A 14,837-nucleotide genomic window follows, 5' to 3' on the forward strand; every position below is an offset into this window, starting at 1 on the left:
ACTATCATATTTTTTATTTATTCTTGACTAATCATAGAAATAATAACCGCTCTAGTTTGAGAAGACTAACGGCGTAATTCCTGCATGAATATTTCTAAGACATCATCAAAAGTAAGCTGGCTGTCCAGCAGTTTATTAGTATTGGCAGTCAAATTATCTAACAAAAGTTGTAAGTCTTGTAGTAAACTAGTCATATAGAAGAAAACCTTTCTGAATGTAAATTTTGTTCAAACTACATTTTAACAGAAGGTTTTCTTCTATTTTTTATTTTCCCCACAAATACTTTACGCTAACAAAAGCCGATGTATCCAAAAAACAATCGACTCTTTTTTAATTATTTATTCTTTGAAGCTCCCGAAGTAGTGTCTTCACTAGCATTTTCAGCAGCTTGTGCACCAGCTATTCTACCAAAGACAACAGCATTGGTAATACCCATCCCACAGCCAGGATAAGTCATCCCACGCCAGCCGCCAGTTGTACTACCAGCAGCATAGAGATTTTGAATTGGCTTATTCAAATTATCCAAAACTTCTGCTTTAGGATTAATCGCTAACCCACCTGCCATATCAGGAGTTGATGGTGCAAGTTTAGCAGCATAATAAGGTGCCTTAAAGGCAGTTAGATTTTTGGTTCGGCCAAATTCCGAATCAGCACCTTTTGTAACGTCCTGATTCCACTTAGTAATTGTTTGCTTTAAGGTCTGCGGGTCTAACCCAATTTGTCCAGCTAAATCTTCAATCGTATCAGCTTTCTTAAAGTAGCCGTCTTCAACTTCGCGCTTTAAATGTGGCGATGGTGCAGGTGCTGAAAAGGCAGCAGGCATTTCATTAGCCATACCTTCATCAAATAGTAGCCATACATATCCTTGATCTAAACTTGCAATTTTCTTTGAAGCAAATTCAAAATACATATCTTCTCTAAAATGACGTTTAGCATCAGTACCTACCCAAATGTAAGGCTTGGTCCAAGCAGTGCACAAAGGCCCAATACAAACATTATCACCTGATTGTGTACCGATTGAATTAGCAATTGGCATCCACATATCACGCAATTTGGCACCAATTTCAGCACCCATAGTAATGCCATCACCCATTTGTCTGATTGAACCGTAAGACTCACCAACGGCAAAGTCAGGTGCAAAGCTCTTAAGTAATTCCTTATTACGTGAGAAACCGGCTGTTGCCACAATAATACTTTTACCCTTAAAGTTACCTTTATTTGTGTGAACACCAATTACACAATTATTTTTATCTGTAATTAGATTTTCTGCAGTAATGTTAAAAATGAACTTACTGCCAACTGCTTCAGCCTTTTCAAATAAAGGTTTAGATAAACCATAGCCACTCTTTTCAACGGTTAAATGAGATCTAGCAGCTGGCTTAGCATAAGCTTTCATAGCTTGTTCATTACCGATTTCTTGGACTTCTTCAAAGTTAACCCCAACGTCATTAGCTAGCCATTCATAATCTTCTGCACCATGTTCGACAATAGCTTCACGCATGCCATCATTTTCATAGCCTTGACCAACTGCTTTTAGATAATTATCCCAGTTTTCTTTAGTATCCTCAATGCCTTGCTTTTTCTGCAAACTTGTACCACCACCGGCATTATAATAACCACCTGACAAGGTCATATCAGACAACATATAACTTGATGTATATTCTAGACAAAGAACAGAAGCACCCTTTTGTCTGGCAGAAATTGCGGCTGATAATCCAGCTGCACCGGCACCAATAATTAAAACATCGGCCTCATCTTCGAAGTTCAATGTGGCAGGATCAAGGTAACGATAATCCCTAGTATCATCAGTTTTAGTTATCGTTCTTAAGTCGACTTTCTTGGCAAATGCGCTGCTGTCGCCTGCCTTAGATAAGGCATCCTTAACTGCCTTTTCAACAGCAGTAAACGTAATTGTCGCACCGGTGACTGCATCAATATTGTATGATTGATGTTCAATAATTAGTTCTGGGGCTTTCTTCAAAGCTGCACTACTAATACCAGCTGTTTCTTCTTGTTGATCCACATTGACGGCTGCAATTGCGCCGTTTTTAACAGTGACAGAAACTTTAACTTCGCCGCGATTTCCCGAACCTGTACCTTGATAAGTACCATCTTTTAAATTAGCCATAATTGCCTCCTTTATTATTTAACTTGCTTTAACGCTACAGATACAGCTTCTTTGAATGCCTTGCTTGTGGCAGAAGCACCAGAAACAGCATCAACATCAGCAGTTTTTTCTTCAATCATCTTTGCTTGTAGTTGCTTCAATGCCTTACCACCATAATCTGGTGATTCGCTTTCTTTAAGAATTTCAATCTGTGTTGGCTGCTTTTCATCATTAACCGTCACGCGAACAACGATTTCATTGCCCATGCCACTCGTTGATTTACCAATGTATTGGTTTGGCTTGGTTTCATAATTAGTTTCATTCAAAGCAGATGCTGGGAAGTCACCACTAGCGATAGGCTCACCCATACTGGCACCACTAACCGCAACTGGTTCCTTTACTTTAGCAGCATTCTCACCGGCAATTTTACCAAAAATCAGGCAGTCGGCAATATCGCCACCACCGTTGTATTGGTTAGCGCCAATGTGGCCTAATTCTCCTGCAGCGTATAAGTGCGGCAGAACTTGTTGGTCAGTATCTAAGACCTCTGCTTTTTCATTTCTGCGTGGGCCACCCTGAGTGTTTAACATCGTATGTTGCTGAGCTAGTGAATAAAATGGTCCCGTCATAGAAATTTTAACCATTGATTCTGGCTTTCTCCCGCATTGGTAGTCAACGCCCTGATCAACGAAGAAATTATAGGTTGCGATTGTGTTCTTCAATACAGCTGGCTCTACATCTATTTCCTTAGCTAAGTCAGCGAGAGTATCTGATTTAACAACTTTGGCTAAACTCTCTTTTTGGAAATTATCATTATCCTGATTCATGAATTCGTCATATTTCTTTTGGTCAAAAATCATGTGGGGATGTACTTGAGCAAGTGGAATGCGCCAGATACCATGATTATAGCGATGACCATGCCTGGTAGGATCGTCTTCAGCAATATAACGCGTACCATCGTCACCAACTGTAATTAATGAGCCACCAAAAAGTGATTTCCACGCCATTGTGCTGTGCGCTCTTTGACCTTTAGGGGCAGCAATATTGACCGGTCCGCCTGGCTCATAATTGTTCATGTGCCATAGATCAGCACCAACTTCAATGGCCATCTTAATACCGTCACCATTGTTATACAAAGTCCCATATGGCAACAATTTAGTTTCACCGAGGTAATCCTGAATCATTTGTTCATTGTTCTCAAAGCCTCCTAAGGTCAGTACAACACCATTATTTGCTTTGGCATTATATAATTTGCCATTCTGTTCAAACTGTACACCAATAATGGTCTTATCCTCGTCTTGAATTAAATGCTTGGCTGGTGCTTCATAAAGAACATCAATTTTGCTGCTACGATCAAGGACATTTTGCCGCAATCGTTTCCACAATGCACTATCAAAAATTTGGTCATGAATAAGCAGATCATCATTTGTTTCTGCCCCTTCAAACTCTGGATATTCAGCAATCATGTATGCCAGTAAGGCGACATTCTTGTTGCCGGGATTTTTTCTGACACTAAAGGCCTTGCCACCTAAATATTTTTCAAAGTAAGTTGGCAAATCAACCATTCCCTGAACAAATGTATCCAGCACTTTTTCATCTAAATCAAGTGGAGCCGTCATTTGTTCATAATATTTCTTCAACTTGGCAAAGTCATAACCTGCTTGGACAATCTGACCGCAATAGCGTGTATTACCACCTTCGTGACCTTCTGGTGCACTATCAATTAGCAGCACCTTAGCGCCGTTATCTGCAGCGAACCTGGCTGCAGTTGCCCCCGCACCACCAAAGCCAACGACAATAACATCATAAACAGCATTCCAAGAATTATTATCTTTTAAGAACATCGTTGTTCCTCCTTTACGTTAATTCGGATCATTATTCATGCTTTTTTCTAAAATAATTTGATGACGATATGTTAAGACTGTCTTGCCTGTCCAGCGTTTAAATGCCTTATAAAACGAAGTCACATTGCTAAAGCCAACTAAAAAACTTACTTCAGTAGTAGTTAAAGTTAAGTCTTGCAGTAGATTAAGTGCCAATATTTTTTGAACAATAGTTACTTGTTCTTTAAAACTGGTCCCTTCTCGTTTAAGCCATCTCTGCAAGGTCCGCGGTGAAATTTTGATAGCTTCAGCTACGTCTTTTAGTTGAAAATTGCCGCCGGCAATTAACTTGAACAAGGTATTCTGAACTACTGCCACAAAAGGAGGATCAGCATTTAGCTTTTTAAGATATTTTTTCAGTCCTGGCTCCATAAAACTCCAGACAACATCATTTTCTGTCGAAAATGAACGCTTAAGATCACTTAATTTAAAGACTAAATAATTGTCGCGGCTTTTTTGCGGTGATATTCCTAGATATTCGGTAATTACTGGACCATATTTAAATCTGCTACCAATTGAAACTGGGATAATTTGTGAATTCGTCCCTGTTCGCAGTAGGCTAATTACAGAAATTTGGTCAACTAGTAAACTAAATCTAGAATATTTACGGTAGTCGTCCAAATAACTGATATGAATTCGTAGATTTTTACCTTCCTCAAAAATCCCCATCACAATTGGGCCAACTAGCTTTTCATAAGCGGCCAAACGCTTGATTGCCTGCAGACCATTTGAACTAGACAAAGCAGCAAAGAACGGAGGAATAAACGGATAAAACTTGCTAACATCACTACATGCAAGTAATTGCTGATCGCTGGCTTCTTTATCTAAAATGGCAAAGGCATGTGAGCTCTTTTCCCATTTAGAATTTAAATAACGATCAATGACACTTGAGTCAAGTAAGCCTGAGATAGAATCAAACGGGTACCCAAGATTTTTCAAAAAATTTTGTAATTCGCTAGAAGTTTGCTCGGTCATTATGCTTTCTCCGCTCTCATCAGTATTGTATACCCTTTCATTTAAGTAAAAAGTATCTTTTACCGACATTTTATGCCTAAACGCGCCAAAATAATACTATTTTGTGAAAGATATAATTTATTTTTTGCTTAATGTAATATCTTAAAGATGTCTGATAAACGCTGTATAGTTATGGAAAAGCGATTTTGGCAGATGATATTTTTCCATAACTATGTTTAATTATGAGCAAAAATTAGTTAAAGCCAGACTTCTTCATAACTGATGCAAATTTAAAAGGACCAGCTCCCGATAAAATATCGGAAACTAGTCCTCTTCTGAATTAATTTTACATAATTTAAATTATGACATTAGGCAAGCATCATACGCCTACTCTAACCTTCTACTTCAATACAAAACCCTGCTTTTGTAGAAAAGCACCCACATCAGGTCGTCTTGCTTCACTAAAAAAGTCAATATTCTTTTGTAGCCAATCAGTTTGTTGTTGGTTACTGTTACGACTAGCATAATATGCCGCAGTTAGTTGCTGATAAGCTGTTAAATCAGTGAACTTCGCTTTATCATAACTATTTTGCGCGACCTTTTGGTCTAAAGCCATTCGCGGCTTAGGTCCATTCTTCTTGGTTGGAACGCCAATTGTCATGCCAAAAACTGGTACGGTAAATTCTGGCAATGTCAAAATTTCACTAACTTGCTTCAAGTCGTTACGAATGCCGCCAATATAGCAAATGCCCAAGTCAAGTTCCTCAGCAGCAATTGCCATACTTTGAGCTGCAATAGTTGCATCAATGACGCTGACTAGCAGTGCTTCCATATTTTTAATGCCCGCTAATGATTGATTTGCATGTTCTAAAAGACATTTTTGCCGGTATAAATCAGCGACAAAGACATAAAAGGCACCACTGTGAATGACATATTCTGGACAGTTGGCAATTTCACCTAATTGTTGGCGCTTCTGAGTATCCGTGATTTCAATGATTGAGAATGCTTGGACAAAATTTGACGATGAAGCACTATTAGCAGCTTTTAATAACTTTTCTTTAGTTGCAATTGGTAACGGCTCATCGACAAAATCTCGTACGGAAACGTGTTGTGTCATTTTTTGGATAAAATCATTCACTATTTTTAATTCCTTTCCCTAGCTATTTAATTTAATAAGCGCCATATTTCTTTTTGGACAGCACTATCATTACTGGAACCAATAATTCGGTCCGCCGCATTCTTCGCACTTGGCAGCGCCGTGCCAGTTGCATAGCCGCGGCCAACATACTTAAGCATTCCAACATCGTTGCCACTGTCGCCAAAGGCAATCATTTCACGGGGATTAATTCCGAGCTTCTTGCTCAGGTATTGCAAGCCGACAGCTTTATTCATCCCTTTAGTTGACATATCAATTGACCCCGCAGAACCAGAAACAAAACCTAGATTAGGATAATTCTGTTTTAGTTCAGCTAGCATTTGCGGCATTTTAGCTTCAGCTACGTCAAAAGTTACCTTAAATATCTGATCGTTTAAGTTTGCAAAATCAACCACCGGCGTAATTTTATAGTAGTACTTGCGCAATTCCTCAATGTATTCCGGACTATCACTATCTAGCACATAAGCACTTAGTAATCCGGAAGCGACTGCCTTTTCATCGTATTGCCGTGTAATTTGCACGATTGTTGCTAAATCATTATCAGATAGGCTATCAGTATGAATTACCTGCTTACCCTTGGCAACCAAGGCCCCATTTTCAGCAACAAAATAAATCTGATCAGCGACTTCTGGAAATCTCGTTACCAAATTTTCGTACTGATTACCACTAGAAACGACAAATTTAATGTTACGCTCCTGCATAATTTTAAATTCACGCAAAAACAGGTCAACATCATAGGTCTTAGCATCGGTCAGCCAAGTACCATCCATATCTGTTGCAATTAACTTAATCATTTTACCTAATTAACCTTTCTTGAGAGTTCGTAAACCTTTCGGATAGAAGTTTTTGAGTACCTCGTTGCCGGTAACTTTACCAAAACTAAAAATTAGCTGGCGTGCACTCACTAAGACAAAACCGCGCAAGTCAGTCTTCATGTGGACCGTTTCGCCATGTAAGTATGCTGCATAATCATGGTGATTTAATTCAACTACTCGATCCTGCTGAACTTGGCTTAATGCCATTGCTAGTTGATGTCCCGGTTCAAAGCGATTTTTCTTTAAGACACCTAATTCTAGACCATTGTTAATTACCTTTAGGTGTAAGTTAGCTGCTTTAATCGCGGGAAGAAAAACGTGGTCATGACTCACGCGAATTTCTTGACGCCAATTGGCTAAGGGCTGTGGTAAATTGAATTTTTCTAAAACCGCAGCTACTAATTCGGTCTGCTCCTTAGTTAACAGCATCTTCGAGCGAGTTTTCTTACGTTTCTTTTCTTTAGTTTGTCGTTGTTCAACGTTGCCAGGCAATTTTAACTTCGCCGCAAATTGCCCTTCACCTAAGTCGTCTTGCGGCCAAAAGCGCAAGGTCTCCTTTAAAGCGGGATTATTATCAGCCCATTCAGGCCGGCCGTGACTAATTTTAGCAGAATCTAAACCTGGTGCCACCACAGAAAAGCCAAATTCGTTAATTAGCCAGCTAATAATCTGCTCATCTTCTTCTGGGGCATAGGTACAAGTTGAATAAACCAATTCACCACCGGGTTTAAGCATTTTAACAGCTTGCGTTAAGATTTCTTGTTGACGCTTTTGACAAACTAAGACATAATCTTGCGACCAATAATTAACTGCATCTGGATTCTTACGAAACATGCCTTCACCGCTGCATGGTGCATCCACCAAAATTTTATCAAAAAATTGCGAGAATTGCGGTGTTAAATTTACTGGATCCTCACTGGTAATTAAGCAATTGGTAATCCCCCAGCGTTCAATATTTTCTCGTAAAATTTTGGCTCGTGTCGCCGAAATTTCATTAGCTACCAATAATCCCGAACCAGCGAGTTGCTCACCTAGGGCTGTACTTTTACCACCTGGAGCCGCGCAGAGATCAAGAACTTTGTCGCCGGGATTAGCTTTCATTAAAGTAGCCGGAAACATTGCTGACGGATCTTGCGAATAAACCGTGCCGCTAACCCATTCTGGATCATTACCTGCAACTTGACCATAATAAGCTGCCTCGATCTCTGGTACAGGCTGCTCACAATCATAGGAAACTTGCTGCGTAAATTTCAGCGGATTAAGGCGAAATGCTTTTTTACTCGGCTCAGCCATTGCTTTAAACATAATGCCTGCCTGCTCCTGACCAAGTAGTTTTTGATATTTATTTGTAAATTCTGCGGGCAAGTTAAGCACGATACCGCTCCTTTCGTGATAAGTAAAAAATGCCGAAAATATAGCCCCAAATAATGAGGAACCAGCTAAATGCCAGCAGCCACATCAGATGGTCAGGTTTAGAGTAAAATGCACGCCAGCATAAAAAGAGGTAGGCACCTACTGTAACCAATAATTCAGTTAAAATTAGCCTAATACCACGATTGATAAACCAATTGCGTAACAAGTTGCCGGCCAGGTTAGTCCGTTTAACTGTTTGCCAATCAATTAAAGCGAGCAGCAGGTTACAAATGATTGCAATTATGCCAAACATAATGATTAATAAAATCTCCCGAATAACTGAAAAGCGGTGAATCTGGTGTTTCTTAACAAATAACGGTGTCCTTACCTTGCCGCCATAATGTGCCGCGATTTTACGAATAACCTTGTCCGAGGCATCTATAATAATTTGGTAATTTTCTAGTTTAAATTCACCCGTTGGCTGTTTAGGTCCAGTTGACAAATAATAGCCATCTTGCTTCATTTGCCGGTAGTGCTTCAGAGTCCCAATTACGGAATAATATTTATGGTGCAAGACGACATATTGATTGCCCTGCGTTTTTAACGTTTTAACTTTCGCATTCAGTCCCAGAACTGCAAAGGAAACTTGCCCTTTAAAATCGTCAGCCGAAAAGTAACGGCCAGATTCCGTAGGCAAGCTAATAATCGTGTGATTAGCCCAAATAAGTGTTTGGTGGGATGTCCCCCGCCGTTCAAGATGAACTTGAATTTTGTTTTTGGGGTAATTTTGGGTTAAGTAGCGCAAAAAGGTATTAACCTTTTGCTCGGTATTAATCTCAATATAGCGGGTATTGTTACTTAAGCCATAGGCTTCCAGCAACTGGTCGGCTTCGTGCGACTGCACGTTAGACAACATGCTGCCAATGCCTAAAAGCGCTAAGAAAAAAACAATAATTAAACCTAATTTTTTAAATTTCATGTTCTATCTCAAATATTTGTTCATTAATAAAATCGTAACTGCGAAATGACTGGTTAATCTGCCGCAGTTGTGCCGAATGGTGCAATTTCACTGTTTGCCAAAAGGCAGGCGAATTTGTTGCTCCATTTTTCTCACCAATAAATAGCAGGCGACTCTTAGGATTATACTTTTTCCATGCAGCAACTGCCAATAAATCACTCTCGGTAAAGTTGGGTGCCCATGAACAAATAATCAAATCGACCTGTGAAAATTGCTTAATTGCTTGAACTGCATCTAAATCTATGACATTAAAAGCTGGTTGACTACCAGTTGCGGAAGTCTTGGACCATTCTAATGAATCAGTCGCGATTGTCCTAATTTGTGCCTTGTCCAGAGCCCTTGACCAATATGCATTACCAGCCATGATTTCTAATGCAGTGTTTACGTGCAATTGCTCCTTAATCAGTTGTGCCGTTGTTAAATTGGGTAGTGACCAAATGCCATACCTAATTGATAAGTATTGCCGCAGACTATTAAGCAGTTGATTTAATACCTTAATATCTGCAGCTTGCCCCTGTCCAACTTGCTCCAAAATTTCTTCTACCTCATCTGGTAACAAGCCTAATCTTACCGGTGCCGTTGTTAAAATTTGTTTTTGATCCAGCTGGTTAATAATTTGGTTAACTTCTGCAACCTGCTTATTTACTACTGGATGTTTAATTTGACCATTTAATTGGTTAACTTTATCTAAAAAATTCGTCATATTCAATTCCTATATTGATTTTACCATTCAAACAGACAGATTTCAGTTATAATAAAAGATAACAAATAAAGGAGAAGTTTTATGGCAAAAAAAGCAAATAAACAAAACGAAGAAGAAAGTTTAGGAAAATTTATCCTTGACGTTGTAGTGATGATGGTCGTCATCTTAGGCATCTTTTGGCTCGTCTTTACCTACGCTCTTTCAAATGATAGCGTATCAGGACCTTCAATGCAGCCAACTTTTGAAAATAATGACCGCCTAATTTCTGTCCGGCACTTTGAACCTAAACGTAATGATGTTGTTGTTTTACTAGCACCTAAGGCAGCTAATGATGTTCCCGGTGCACTTTACATCAAGCGGATTATCGGCTTACCTGGTGATAAGTTGGTCTCTAAAAATGACAAAATGTACATTAACGGCAAGTTATTTAAGGAGCCATACTTGGATAACAGCTTAAAGCAAGCTGATAATGCGGCTGGACAAACATACACAACCAATTTTACCTACAAGGTGCCAAAGGGCTACTATTGGGTAATGGGTGATCACCGTGACATTTCTAAAGACTCACACATCTTTGGTCCTGTTAAACGTAGTGCCTTAGTCGGCAAAGTTGTCTTACGTTACTGGCCCTTCAACAAAATTCAGGGATTTTAATATTCTTTCTCTTTGAATTTAAGCAATTTTTCGTTAAAATAAAATTGTAAAGGAGAATAATTATGAATCATCAAATAGAAGAGTTATCCGATGCAATTATTGATTATCAAGTAAGACATCACGTCACAGATACTGATTTAGCCTTTGCCAGCCACCTATCAGTTGAAAAAATTCATGCAATGAAAACTGGCGAGGGTAAATTCACTCCTGAAGAAATTAATCAGCTTTATGATTACATGGCAGCAAGCCATTAAAACTAATTAACTTACTTAAAAAGACCTTCAAATTATTGAAGGTCTTTTGTTGTTTAGTTATTTTTTTGCTTATCACTATTAGTTTCTTTGAATAGAAAATCATTCTTTTTAGCAGTTATACTCCAATTTTTGGGATCACTAACTTTGTCAGTAATTATACCATCGATCTGATCTAAATTACCTACTGTAAAAGTATTAACTGAATCGATTTTAGTATGATCTGCAACCAAATATACTTTTTTGGCTCTTTGAATAAATACTTGCATTGTTTTTGCTACAATTGGATCTTTATCTGTGATACCACATTTAATATCGATTCCAGTTGGGCTAAGAATTGCGTAATCAGCACTGTATTTTGCATAATCATTTACATTCTCAGCTTCAAAACTTAAATTATCCTTATTTAGCTTTCCCCCTTCTGTATAAAAGTCTAATGTCGGTTTTGTCAAAGCAAAGTTTAAACATTCAACAGAATTAGTAATACCTGTAAATTTTCTTCCAGTTGCACTTAAAACTTTTAAAACTCGCAAAGAAGTACTCGCTGAATCAAAGAAAAAACTGATATTTCCTTGGCTAGTAATTAACTTTGCTGTACTTGTTGCAATGTCATTTTTAATGTTTGCTAACATTGAATTTCTAGCTTTAAAAGGCACAGATTTATTAGCTAAAAAAGAATACGCGCCACCATGTACTCTTCCAATTTTACGTTTAGAAGCTAAGTAATCTAAATCTTTTCGAATTGTTTCTTTTGAAACTCCAAGTTCATCGGATAATTGCTTAACTGTAACACTACCAGATAAATTTAAAAGCTCTTCAATTTTTTCTAGTCTTTCAAATTTCAATTCTCTACATCCTCCAAATTAATTTCTAAATTCTGTTTATCAATTCTAAATAAGCATATAACAAAATTATATTAACCAACAAATTACTTAGCAACAAATAATGTAATACACTAAAAAAGGTATTAAGTAATTCAACTTAATACCTTAATAGCTATTATTATAATGCTGGATAATTCACTTTACTAACTTAAAAGCGTCTAATTTGTCATGATTTCGCTACATGAACATTTGAATAATCTGAATGCTTTTCAATTGTGTCGATAACCTTCTTCTTGTTTTTTTTGAAGTAAATAAACTGAACAATATATAAAATAACTACAATTCCAATAATTAATGGGTTTTTAGTCATAAAAGCGATTGTAATTAATCCCAATAGAATATTTGCAGCTACAAAACCAATAACCATCAAACTATTACCAGGAATTTTAACCCCGACTTGTTTAGCTATTTTAGTAAACATAGGTGCAAAATAAGAACCGATATACAGCTGACCTGCAAAAATACAGATATCCATAATTAATGCTTTAAAAATATTACCATCTGCTAAAGCAATATTGATTTCTGAATCATATGCAAATCCTGTTAAGCACATTACTGGCACGATAATGTTACCTGGTAAAATAAATGCCATAATCAAAGCAAACGGAATCATTAAAATTCCAGTAGTTAACGTTGCACTTTCACCATAGCCTAATGCATCATTAACAGCAACATACCATTCTCGACCACCCTTTTTCATTGATTTTTGGGAAGCAGATGTAATACTTGAAAATGAAGCTGCAAAAATACTACCTATCTTTGGGAAGATTGCCATAACTGCTGAAGTAGTAACTGCAGTAGTTAAAATTTGTCCCCATGATGCAATTGCAGTTAGTGTTGTAAAGTTACCAATAAAACCAAGTAAAAAGCCAACGATAAAACCAATAATCATTGGATCACCCAAAAATCCAAGCTTTTTACGAATATTTTCAGGATTTAATTGAATCTTATCAGCACCTAATTTTGATAAAACTACATTTAAAATTAAGGCAAAGGGTACGTTACCAACTTGGTGAGGTGCAGATAAAGTACATTGAGGATATCCATAATATGTTGACCAGCGATTAGCTATAACTTCAGAATACAGTAAACATACCATGTTACCAAATAGCATTAAAAAGCTAGCTAGCCACATGTTTTTTGTAACAAAGTAAAGTTCTGAGCCCCATAAAATTAATGAGTAATTATTCCATAAATCACTTGGCATAAAAACGTTAGTCCACTTAATTGCAAATAAAAATACTTGAAAAATTAGTAATACGGCAATAAAGACCATTCCAATTTGAGTAGAATAAGCAATTACAGCTGTAGCTTGCCAACCAATATCTAATACTGGTAAGTTTAGGTGTGCCAACTTTACCATTTTGTCAACAACTGGAGAAATAACAGGTGTGAAATAATTAGTAATCATATCAAAACCAATTAAACCAACAGCTGCAAGAATAGCTGAGTTAATAGCTTTTTTAACATTTATCTTCATGAAGATACAAATTAGGAAAATTACGATTGGTACAAAGATATTTGCTCCAAAGGTATCCATAATTGTTTTTAATGTTTGCATTTATTTGCCTCCTATCTTTTTAAGATAAGTATTAAATATACATTACTATTCAGTAATAGCTTCTTTGATTTTTTCAAACACATCTTCTTCACCGATACCTGTTAACAATCCAGTTGCATTGATAATTGGAATGTCATATGTACCAGGTATTGGTGATGTGAAGACAACAAGGTCATAATCACCGGATGGGATTCTTTCAGAAGCCTGCTGCGGATTTAGCTCTTCAGCTTGAACATTAAAGCCCAAAGATTCAATATATTCTTGAGCTTTTTCAGCTACCATTGTTGAACTGACAGTTCCTGAGCCACAAACGGCTAATAAATTAATTGTTTTTTTCATTTTTATTTTCCTTTCCATAAAGATAGTGCATCAAACAAATCTTTTGATTGATATACTTCTTTTAAAAAGCTATCATCTTGGAACATTGCGATTAATTCTCGTAAATTCTGTAATTGTTGTTGAGCTCCCGTAGAACAAATAAAGAACACTATTTTCACTTCAACTTCAGTATCAGAAGATCCCATTTGTTGAAAAGGGATAGGCTTATTCAAGCGAACTACAAGAATACCATCCTTTTTGATATTTATTGGGTCACAATGTGGAATAGCAACACCAATAGTTTTTGTTTGCAGGCCTGTAGGAAAACTTTTTTCTCGCCTTTGTAAAGCAGGCAGATACGAGTTATTTATCATTTTTAATTCAGATAATTTTTTTGCTGCTAAATTAAAAAGTTCATCTTTAGTTTGGACAGACGCGTTATCTATAATTAATTTTTCACTAAAAATCATATTTTCACCATCTAAAATATTTGAAATAAAAAGAGGGGTATTTGACCCCCCTCTTTTTATTTTTTAGGTTGTCCGTATGTCGTAAATTTTTTAGCTACTTCATTCATTTGTTTCTCATTCAATGGTACAGGGGTACCTACTGCACTGGCATAAATATACAATTTACACAAAAATTCAATATTTCTAGCATTACCCATTGCTGATTCAATCGAATTACCAATAGCTAAAAGACCGTGATTTGCAAGCAAAATGCCATGATCTTCTCCCATAGTCTTGTAAGCTTCTACTGCAATATCATGAGAACCATAGATCTTATAATTAGTACACTTCAATGTTTTGCATAAATCAGCTACTACATAATGAATTGGTGGCACATCTTTGTTTAAGCAAGCCATTGCTGTAGCAAAATCAGCATGCGAGTGAATTACAGACTTAATTTCAGGATTATTTTTATAAAAGATTGAGTGCATTTCAAATTCACTTGATGGTTTACGATCACCTTCAAGAATGTTGCCATCGAGATCCATCACAACAACATCTTCTGGTTTAGTTTCATAATAGTCGATGCCTGATGGACTAATTAGCATTACCTTTGATTCAGGAACAAAGATACTCAAGTTACCACCAGTACCTGTTGTTAAATGCTCATCAACCAATTTTTTACCAAATTCAACAATTTTATTTCTTTCTTCAATATAATCCATAATAAT

16 protein-coding genes are annotated in these 14,837 nt (G+C 37.0%); 2 read left to right on the plus strand and 14 right to left on the minus strand.

Annotated elements, in window-relative coordinates; genetic code table 11:
- Positions 1–65: 65 nt before the first annotated feature.
- From PT287_RS03985 to PT287_RS04025, 9 genes are all read right to left on the minus strand, one after another.
- Positions 66–194, minus strand: a complete 129-nt coding sequence (locus PT287_RS03985) for a hypothetical protein (RefSeq protein ID WP_277132792.1) — start codon at positions 192–194, stop codon at positions 66–68.
- A gap of 140 nt (positions 195–334) precedes the next feature.
- On the minus strand, positions 335–2,128 hold the full coding sequence (locus tag PT287_RS03990; protein ID WP_277132794.1) for an FAD-dependent oxidoreductase: 1,794 nt from the start codon (positions 2,126–2,128) through the stop codon (positions 335–337).
- Between the two features lie 14 nt (positions 2,129–2,142).
- On the minus strand, positions 2,143–3,951 hold the full coding sequence (locus PT287_RS03995; RefSeq protein ID WP_277132796.1) for an FAD-binding protein: 1,809 nt from the start codon (positions 3,949–3,951) through the stop codon (positions 2,143–2,145).
- A gap of 18 nt (positions 3,952–3,969) precedes the next feature.
- The gene (locus PT287_RS04000; protein WP_277132798.1) at positions 3,970–4,965 is read right to left on the minus strand and encodes a helix-turn-helix transcriptional regulator; all 996 of its coding nucleotides are present in this window, start codon (positions 4,963–4,965) and stop codon (positions 3,970–3,972) included.
- Between the two features lie 379 nt (positions 4,966–5,344).
- The gene (locus tag PT287_RS04005) at positions 5,345–6,082 is read right to left on the minus strand and encodes an NADPH-dependent oxidoreductase (RefSeq protein WP_277132799.1); all 738 of its coding nucleotides are present in this window, start codon (positions 6,080–6,082) and stop codon (positions 5,345–5,347) included.
- Positions 6,083–6,108: 26 nt separating this feature from the next.
- On the minus strand, positions 6,109–6,894 hold the full coding sequence (locus PT287_RS04010; RefSeq protein WP_277132801.1) for an HAD family hydrolase: 786 nt from the start codon (positions 6,892–6,894) through the stop codon (positions 6,109–6,111).
- 9 nt (positions 6,895–6,903) lie between these two features.
- A complete protein-coding gene (locus PT287_RS04015; protein WP_277132803.1) occupies positions 6,904–8,289 on the minus strand; it encodes an RsmB/NOP family class I SAM-dependent RNA methyltransferase in 1,386 nt (461 codons plus the stop codon).
- On the minus strand, positions 8,282–9,247 hold the full coding sequence (locus PT287_RS04020) for a hypothetical protein (protein ID WP_277132805.1): 966 nt from the start codon (positions 9,245–9,247) through the stop codon (positions 8,282–8,284). The genes PT287_RS04015 and PT287_RS04020 overlap by 8 nt, the downstream gene beginning before the upstream one ends.
- Positions 9,237–9,989 carry an SAM-dependent methyltransferase gene (locus PT287_RS04025; RefSeq protein WP_277132807.1) on the minus strand — a complete coding sequence of 251 codons (753 nt, stop codon included), beginning with the start codon at positions 9,987–9,989 and terminating at the stop codon, positions 9,237–9,239. Before PT287_RS04025 ends, PT287_RS04020 begins: the two co-directional genes overlap by 11 nt.
- An 81-nt stretch (positions 9,990–10,070) precedes the next feature.
- Between PT287_RS04025 and lepB the strand changes: the two genes are divergently transcribed.
- The gene (gene lepB / locus PT287_RS04030; RefSeq protein WP_277132809.1) at positions 10,071–10,643 is read left to right on the plus strand and encodes a signal peptidase I; all 573 of its coding nucleotides are present in this window, start codon (positions 10,071–10,073) and stop codon (positions 10,641–10,643) included.
- 62 nt (positions 10,644–10,705) lie between these two features.
- Entirely contained in the window at positions 10,706–10,897 is a 192-nt protein-coding gene (locus tag PT287_RS04035) for an LBP_cg2779 family protein (RefSeq protein ID WP_277132811.1), read from the plus strand.
- 53 nt (positions 10,898–10,950) lie between these two features.
- Here PT287_RS04035 and PT287_RS04040 read toward each other — a convergent pair whose 3' ends face one another.
- From PT287_RS04040 to PT287_RS04060, 5 genes are all read right to left on the minus strand, one after another.
- A complete protein-coding gene (locus PT287_RS04040; RefSeq protein WP_277132812.1) occupies positions 10,951–11,739 on the minus strand; it encodes a DeoR/GlpR family DNA-binding transcription regulator in 789 nt (262 codons plus the stop codon).
- A 205-nt stretch (positions 11,740–11,944) separates the two neighbouring features.
- The gene (locus PT287_RS04045) at positions 11,945–13,339 is read right to left on the minus strand and encodes a PTS transporter subunit IIC (protein ID WP_277132814.1); all 1,395 of its coding nucleotides are present in this window, start codon (positions 13,337–13,339) and stop codon (positions 11,945–11,947) included.
- Between the two features lie 45 nt (positions 13,340–13,384).
- Entirely contained in the window at positions 13,385–13,678 is a 294-nt protein-coding gene (locus tag PT287_RS04050; RefSeq protein ID WP_277132816.1) for a PTS sugar transporter subunit IIB, read from the minus strand.
- A gap of 2 nt (positions 13,679–13,680) precedes the next feature.
- The gene (locus PT287_RS04055) at positions 13,681–14,127 is read right to left on the minus strand and encodes a PTS sugar transporter subunit IIA (protein WP_277132818.1); all 447 of its coding nucleotides are present in this window, start codon (positions 14,125–14,127) and stop codon (positions 13,681–13,683) included.
- A 56-nt stretch (positions 14,128–14,183) separates the two neighbouring features.
- Positions 14,184–14,831, minus strand: coding sequence for an L-fuculose-phosphate aldolase (locus PT287_RS04060; protein ID WP_277132820.1), 648 nt, complete (start codon positions 14,829–14,831; stop codon positions 14,184–14,186).
- Positions 14,832–14,837 lie beyond the last annotated feature (6 nt).

Source organism: Lactobacillus sp. ESL0679, from assembly GCF_029433515.1.
GTDB lineage: Bacteria > Bacillota > Bacilli > Lactobacillales > Lactobacillaceae > Lactobacillus.

What these genes read in the sequence shown, in the direction of transcription:
- PT287_RS03985 (WP_277132792.1), bottom strand. Translation starts at nt 194, where the DNA reads ATGACTAGTTTACTACAAGACTTACAACTTTTGTTAGATAATTTGACT.
- PT287_RS03990 (WP_277132794.1), bottom strand. Translation starts at nt 2,128, where the DNA reads ATGGCTAATTTAAAAGATGGTACTTATCAAGGTACAGGTTCGGGAAAT.
- PT287_RS03995 (WP_277132796.1), bottom strand. Translation starts at nt 3,951, where the DNA reads ATGTTCTTAAAAGATAATAATTCTTGGAATGCTGTTTATGATGTTATT.
- PT287_RS04000 (WP_277132798.1), bottom strand. Translation starts at nt 4,965, where the DNA reads ATGACCGAGCAAACTTCTAGCGAATTACAAAATTTTTTGAAAAATCTT.
- PT287_RS04010 (WP_277132801.1), bottom strand. Translation starts at nt 6,894, where the DNA reads ATGATTAAGTTAATTGCAACAGATATGGATGGTACTTGGCTGACCGAT.
- PT287_RS04020 (WP_277132805.1), bottom strand. Translation starts at nt 9,247, where the DNA reads ATGAAATTTAAAAAATTAGGTTTAATTATTGTTTTTTTCTTAGCGCTT.
- PT287_RS04025 (WP_277132807.1), bottom strand. Translation starts at nt 9,989, where the DNA reads ATGACGAATTTTTTAGATAAAGTTAACCAATTAAATGGTCAAATTAAA.
- lepB (WP_277132809.1), top strand. Translation starts at nt 10,071, where the DNA reads ATGGCAAAAAAAGCAAATAAACAAAACGAAGAAGAAAGTTTAGGAAAA.
- PT287_RS04035 (WP_277132811.1), top strand. Translation starts at nt 10,706, where the DNA reads ATGAATCATCAAATAGAAGAGTTATCCGATGCAATTATTGATTATCAA.
- PT287_RS04045 (WP_277132814.1), bottom strand. Translation starts at nt 13,339, where the DNA reads ATGCAAACATTAAAAACAATTATGGATACCTTTGGAGCAAATATCTTT.
- PT287_RS04050 (WP_277132816.1), bottom strand. Translation starts at nt 13,678, where the DNA reads ATGAAAAAAACAATTAATTTATTAGCCGTTTGTGGCTCAGGAACTGTC.
- PT287_RS04055 (WP_277132818.1), bottom strand. Translation starts at nt 14,127, where the DNA reads ATGATTTTTAGTGAAAAATTAATTATAGATAACGCGTCTGTCCAAACT.
- PT287_RS04060 (WP_277132820.1), bottom strand. Translation starts at nt 14,831, where the DNA reads ATGGATTATATTGAAGAAAGAAATAAAATTGTTGAATTTGGTAAAAAA.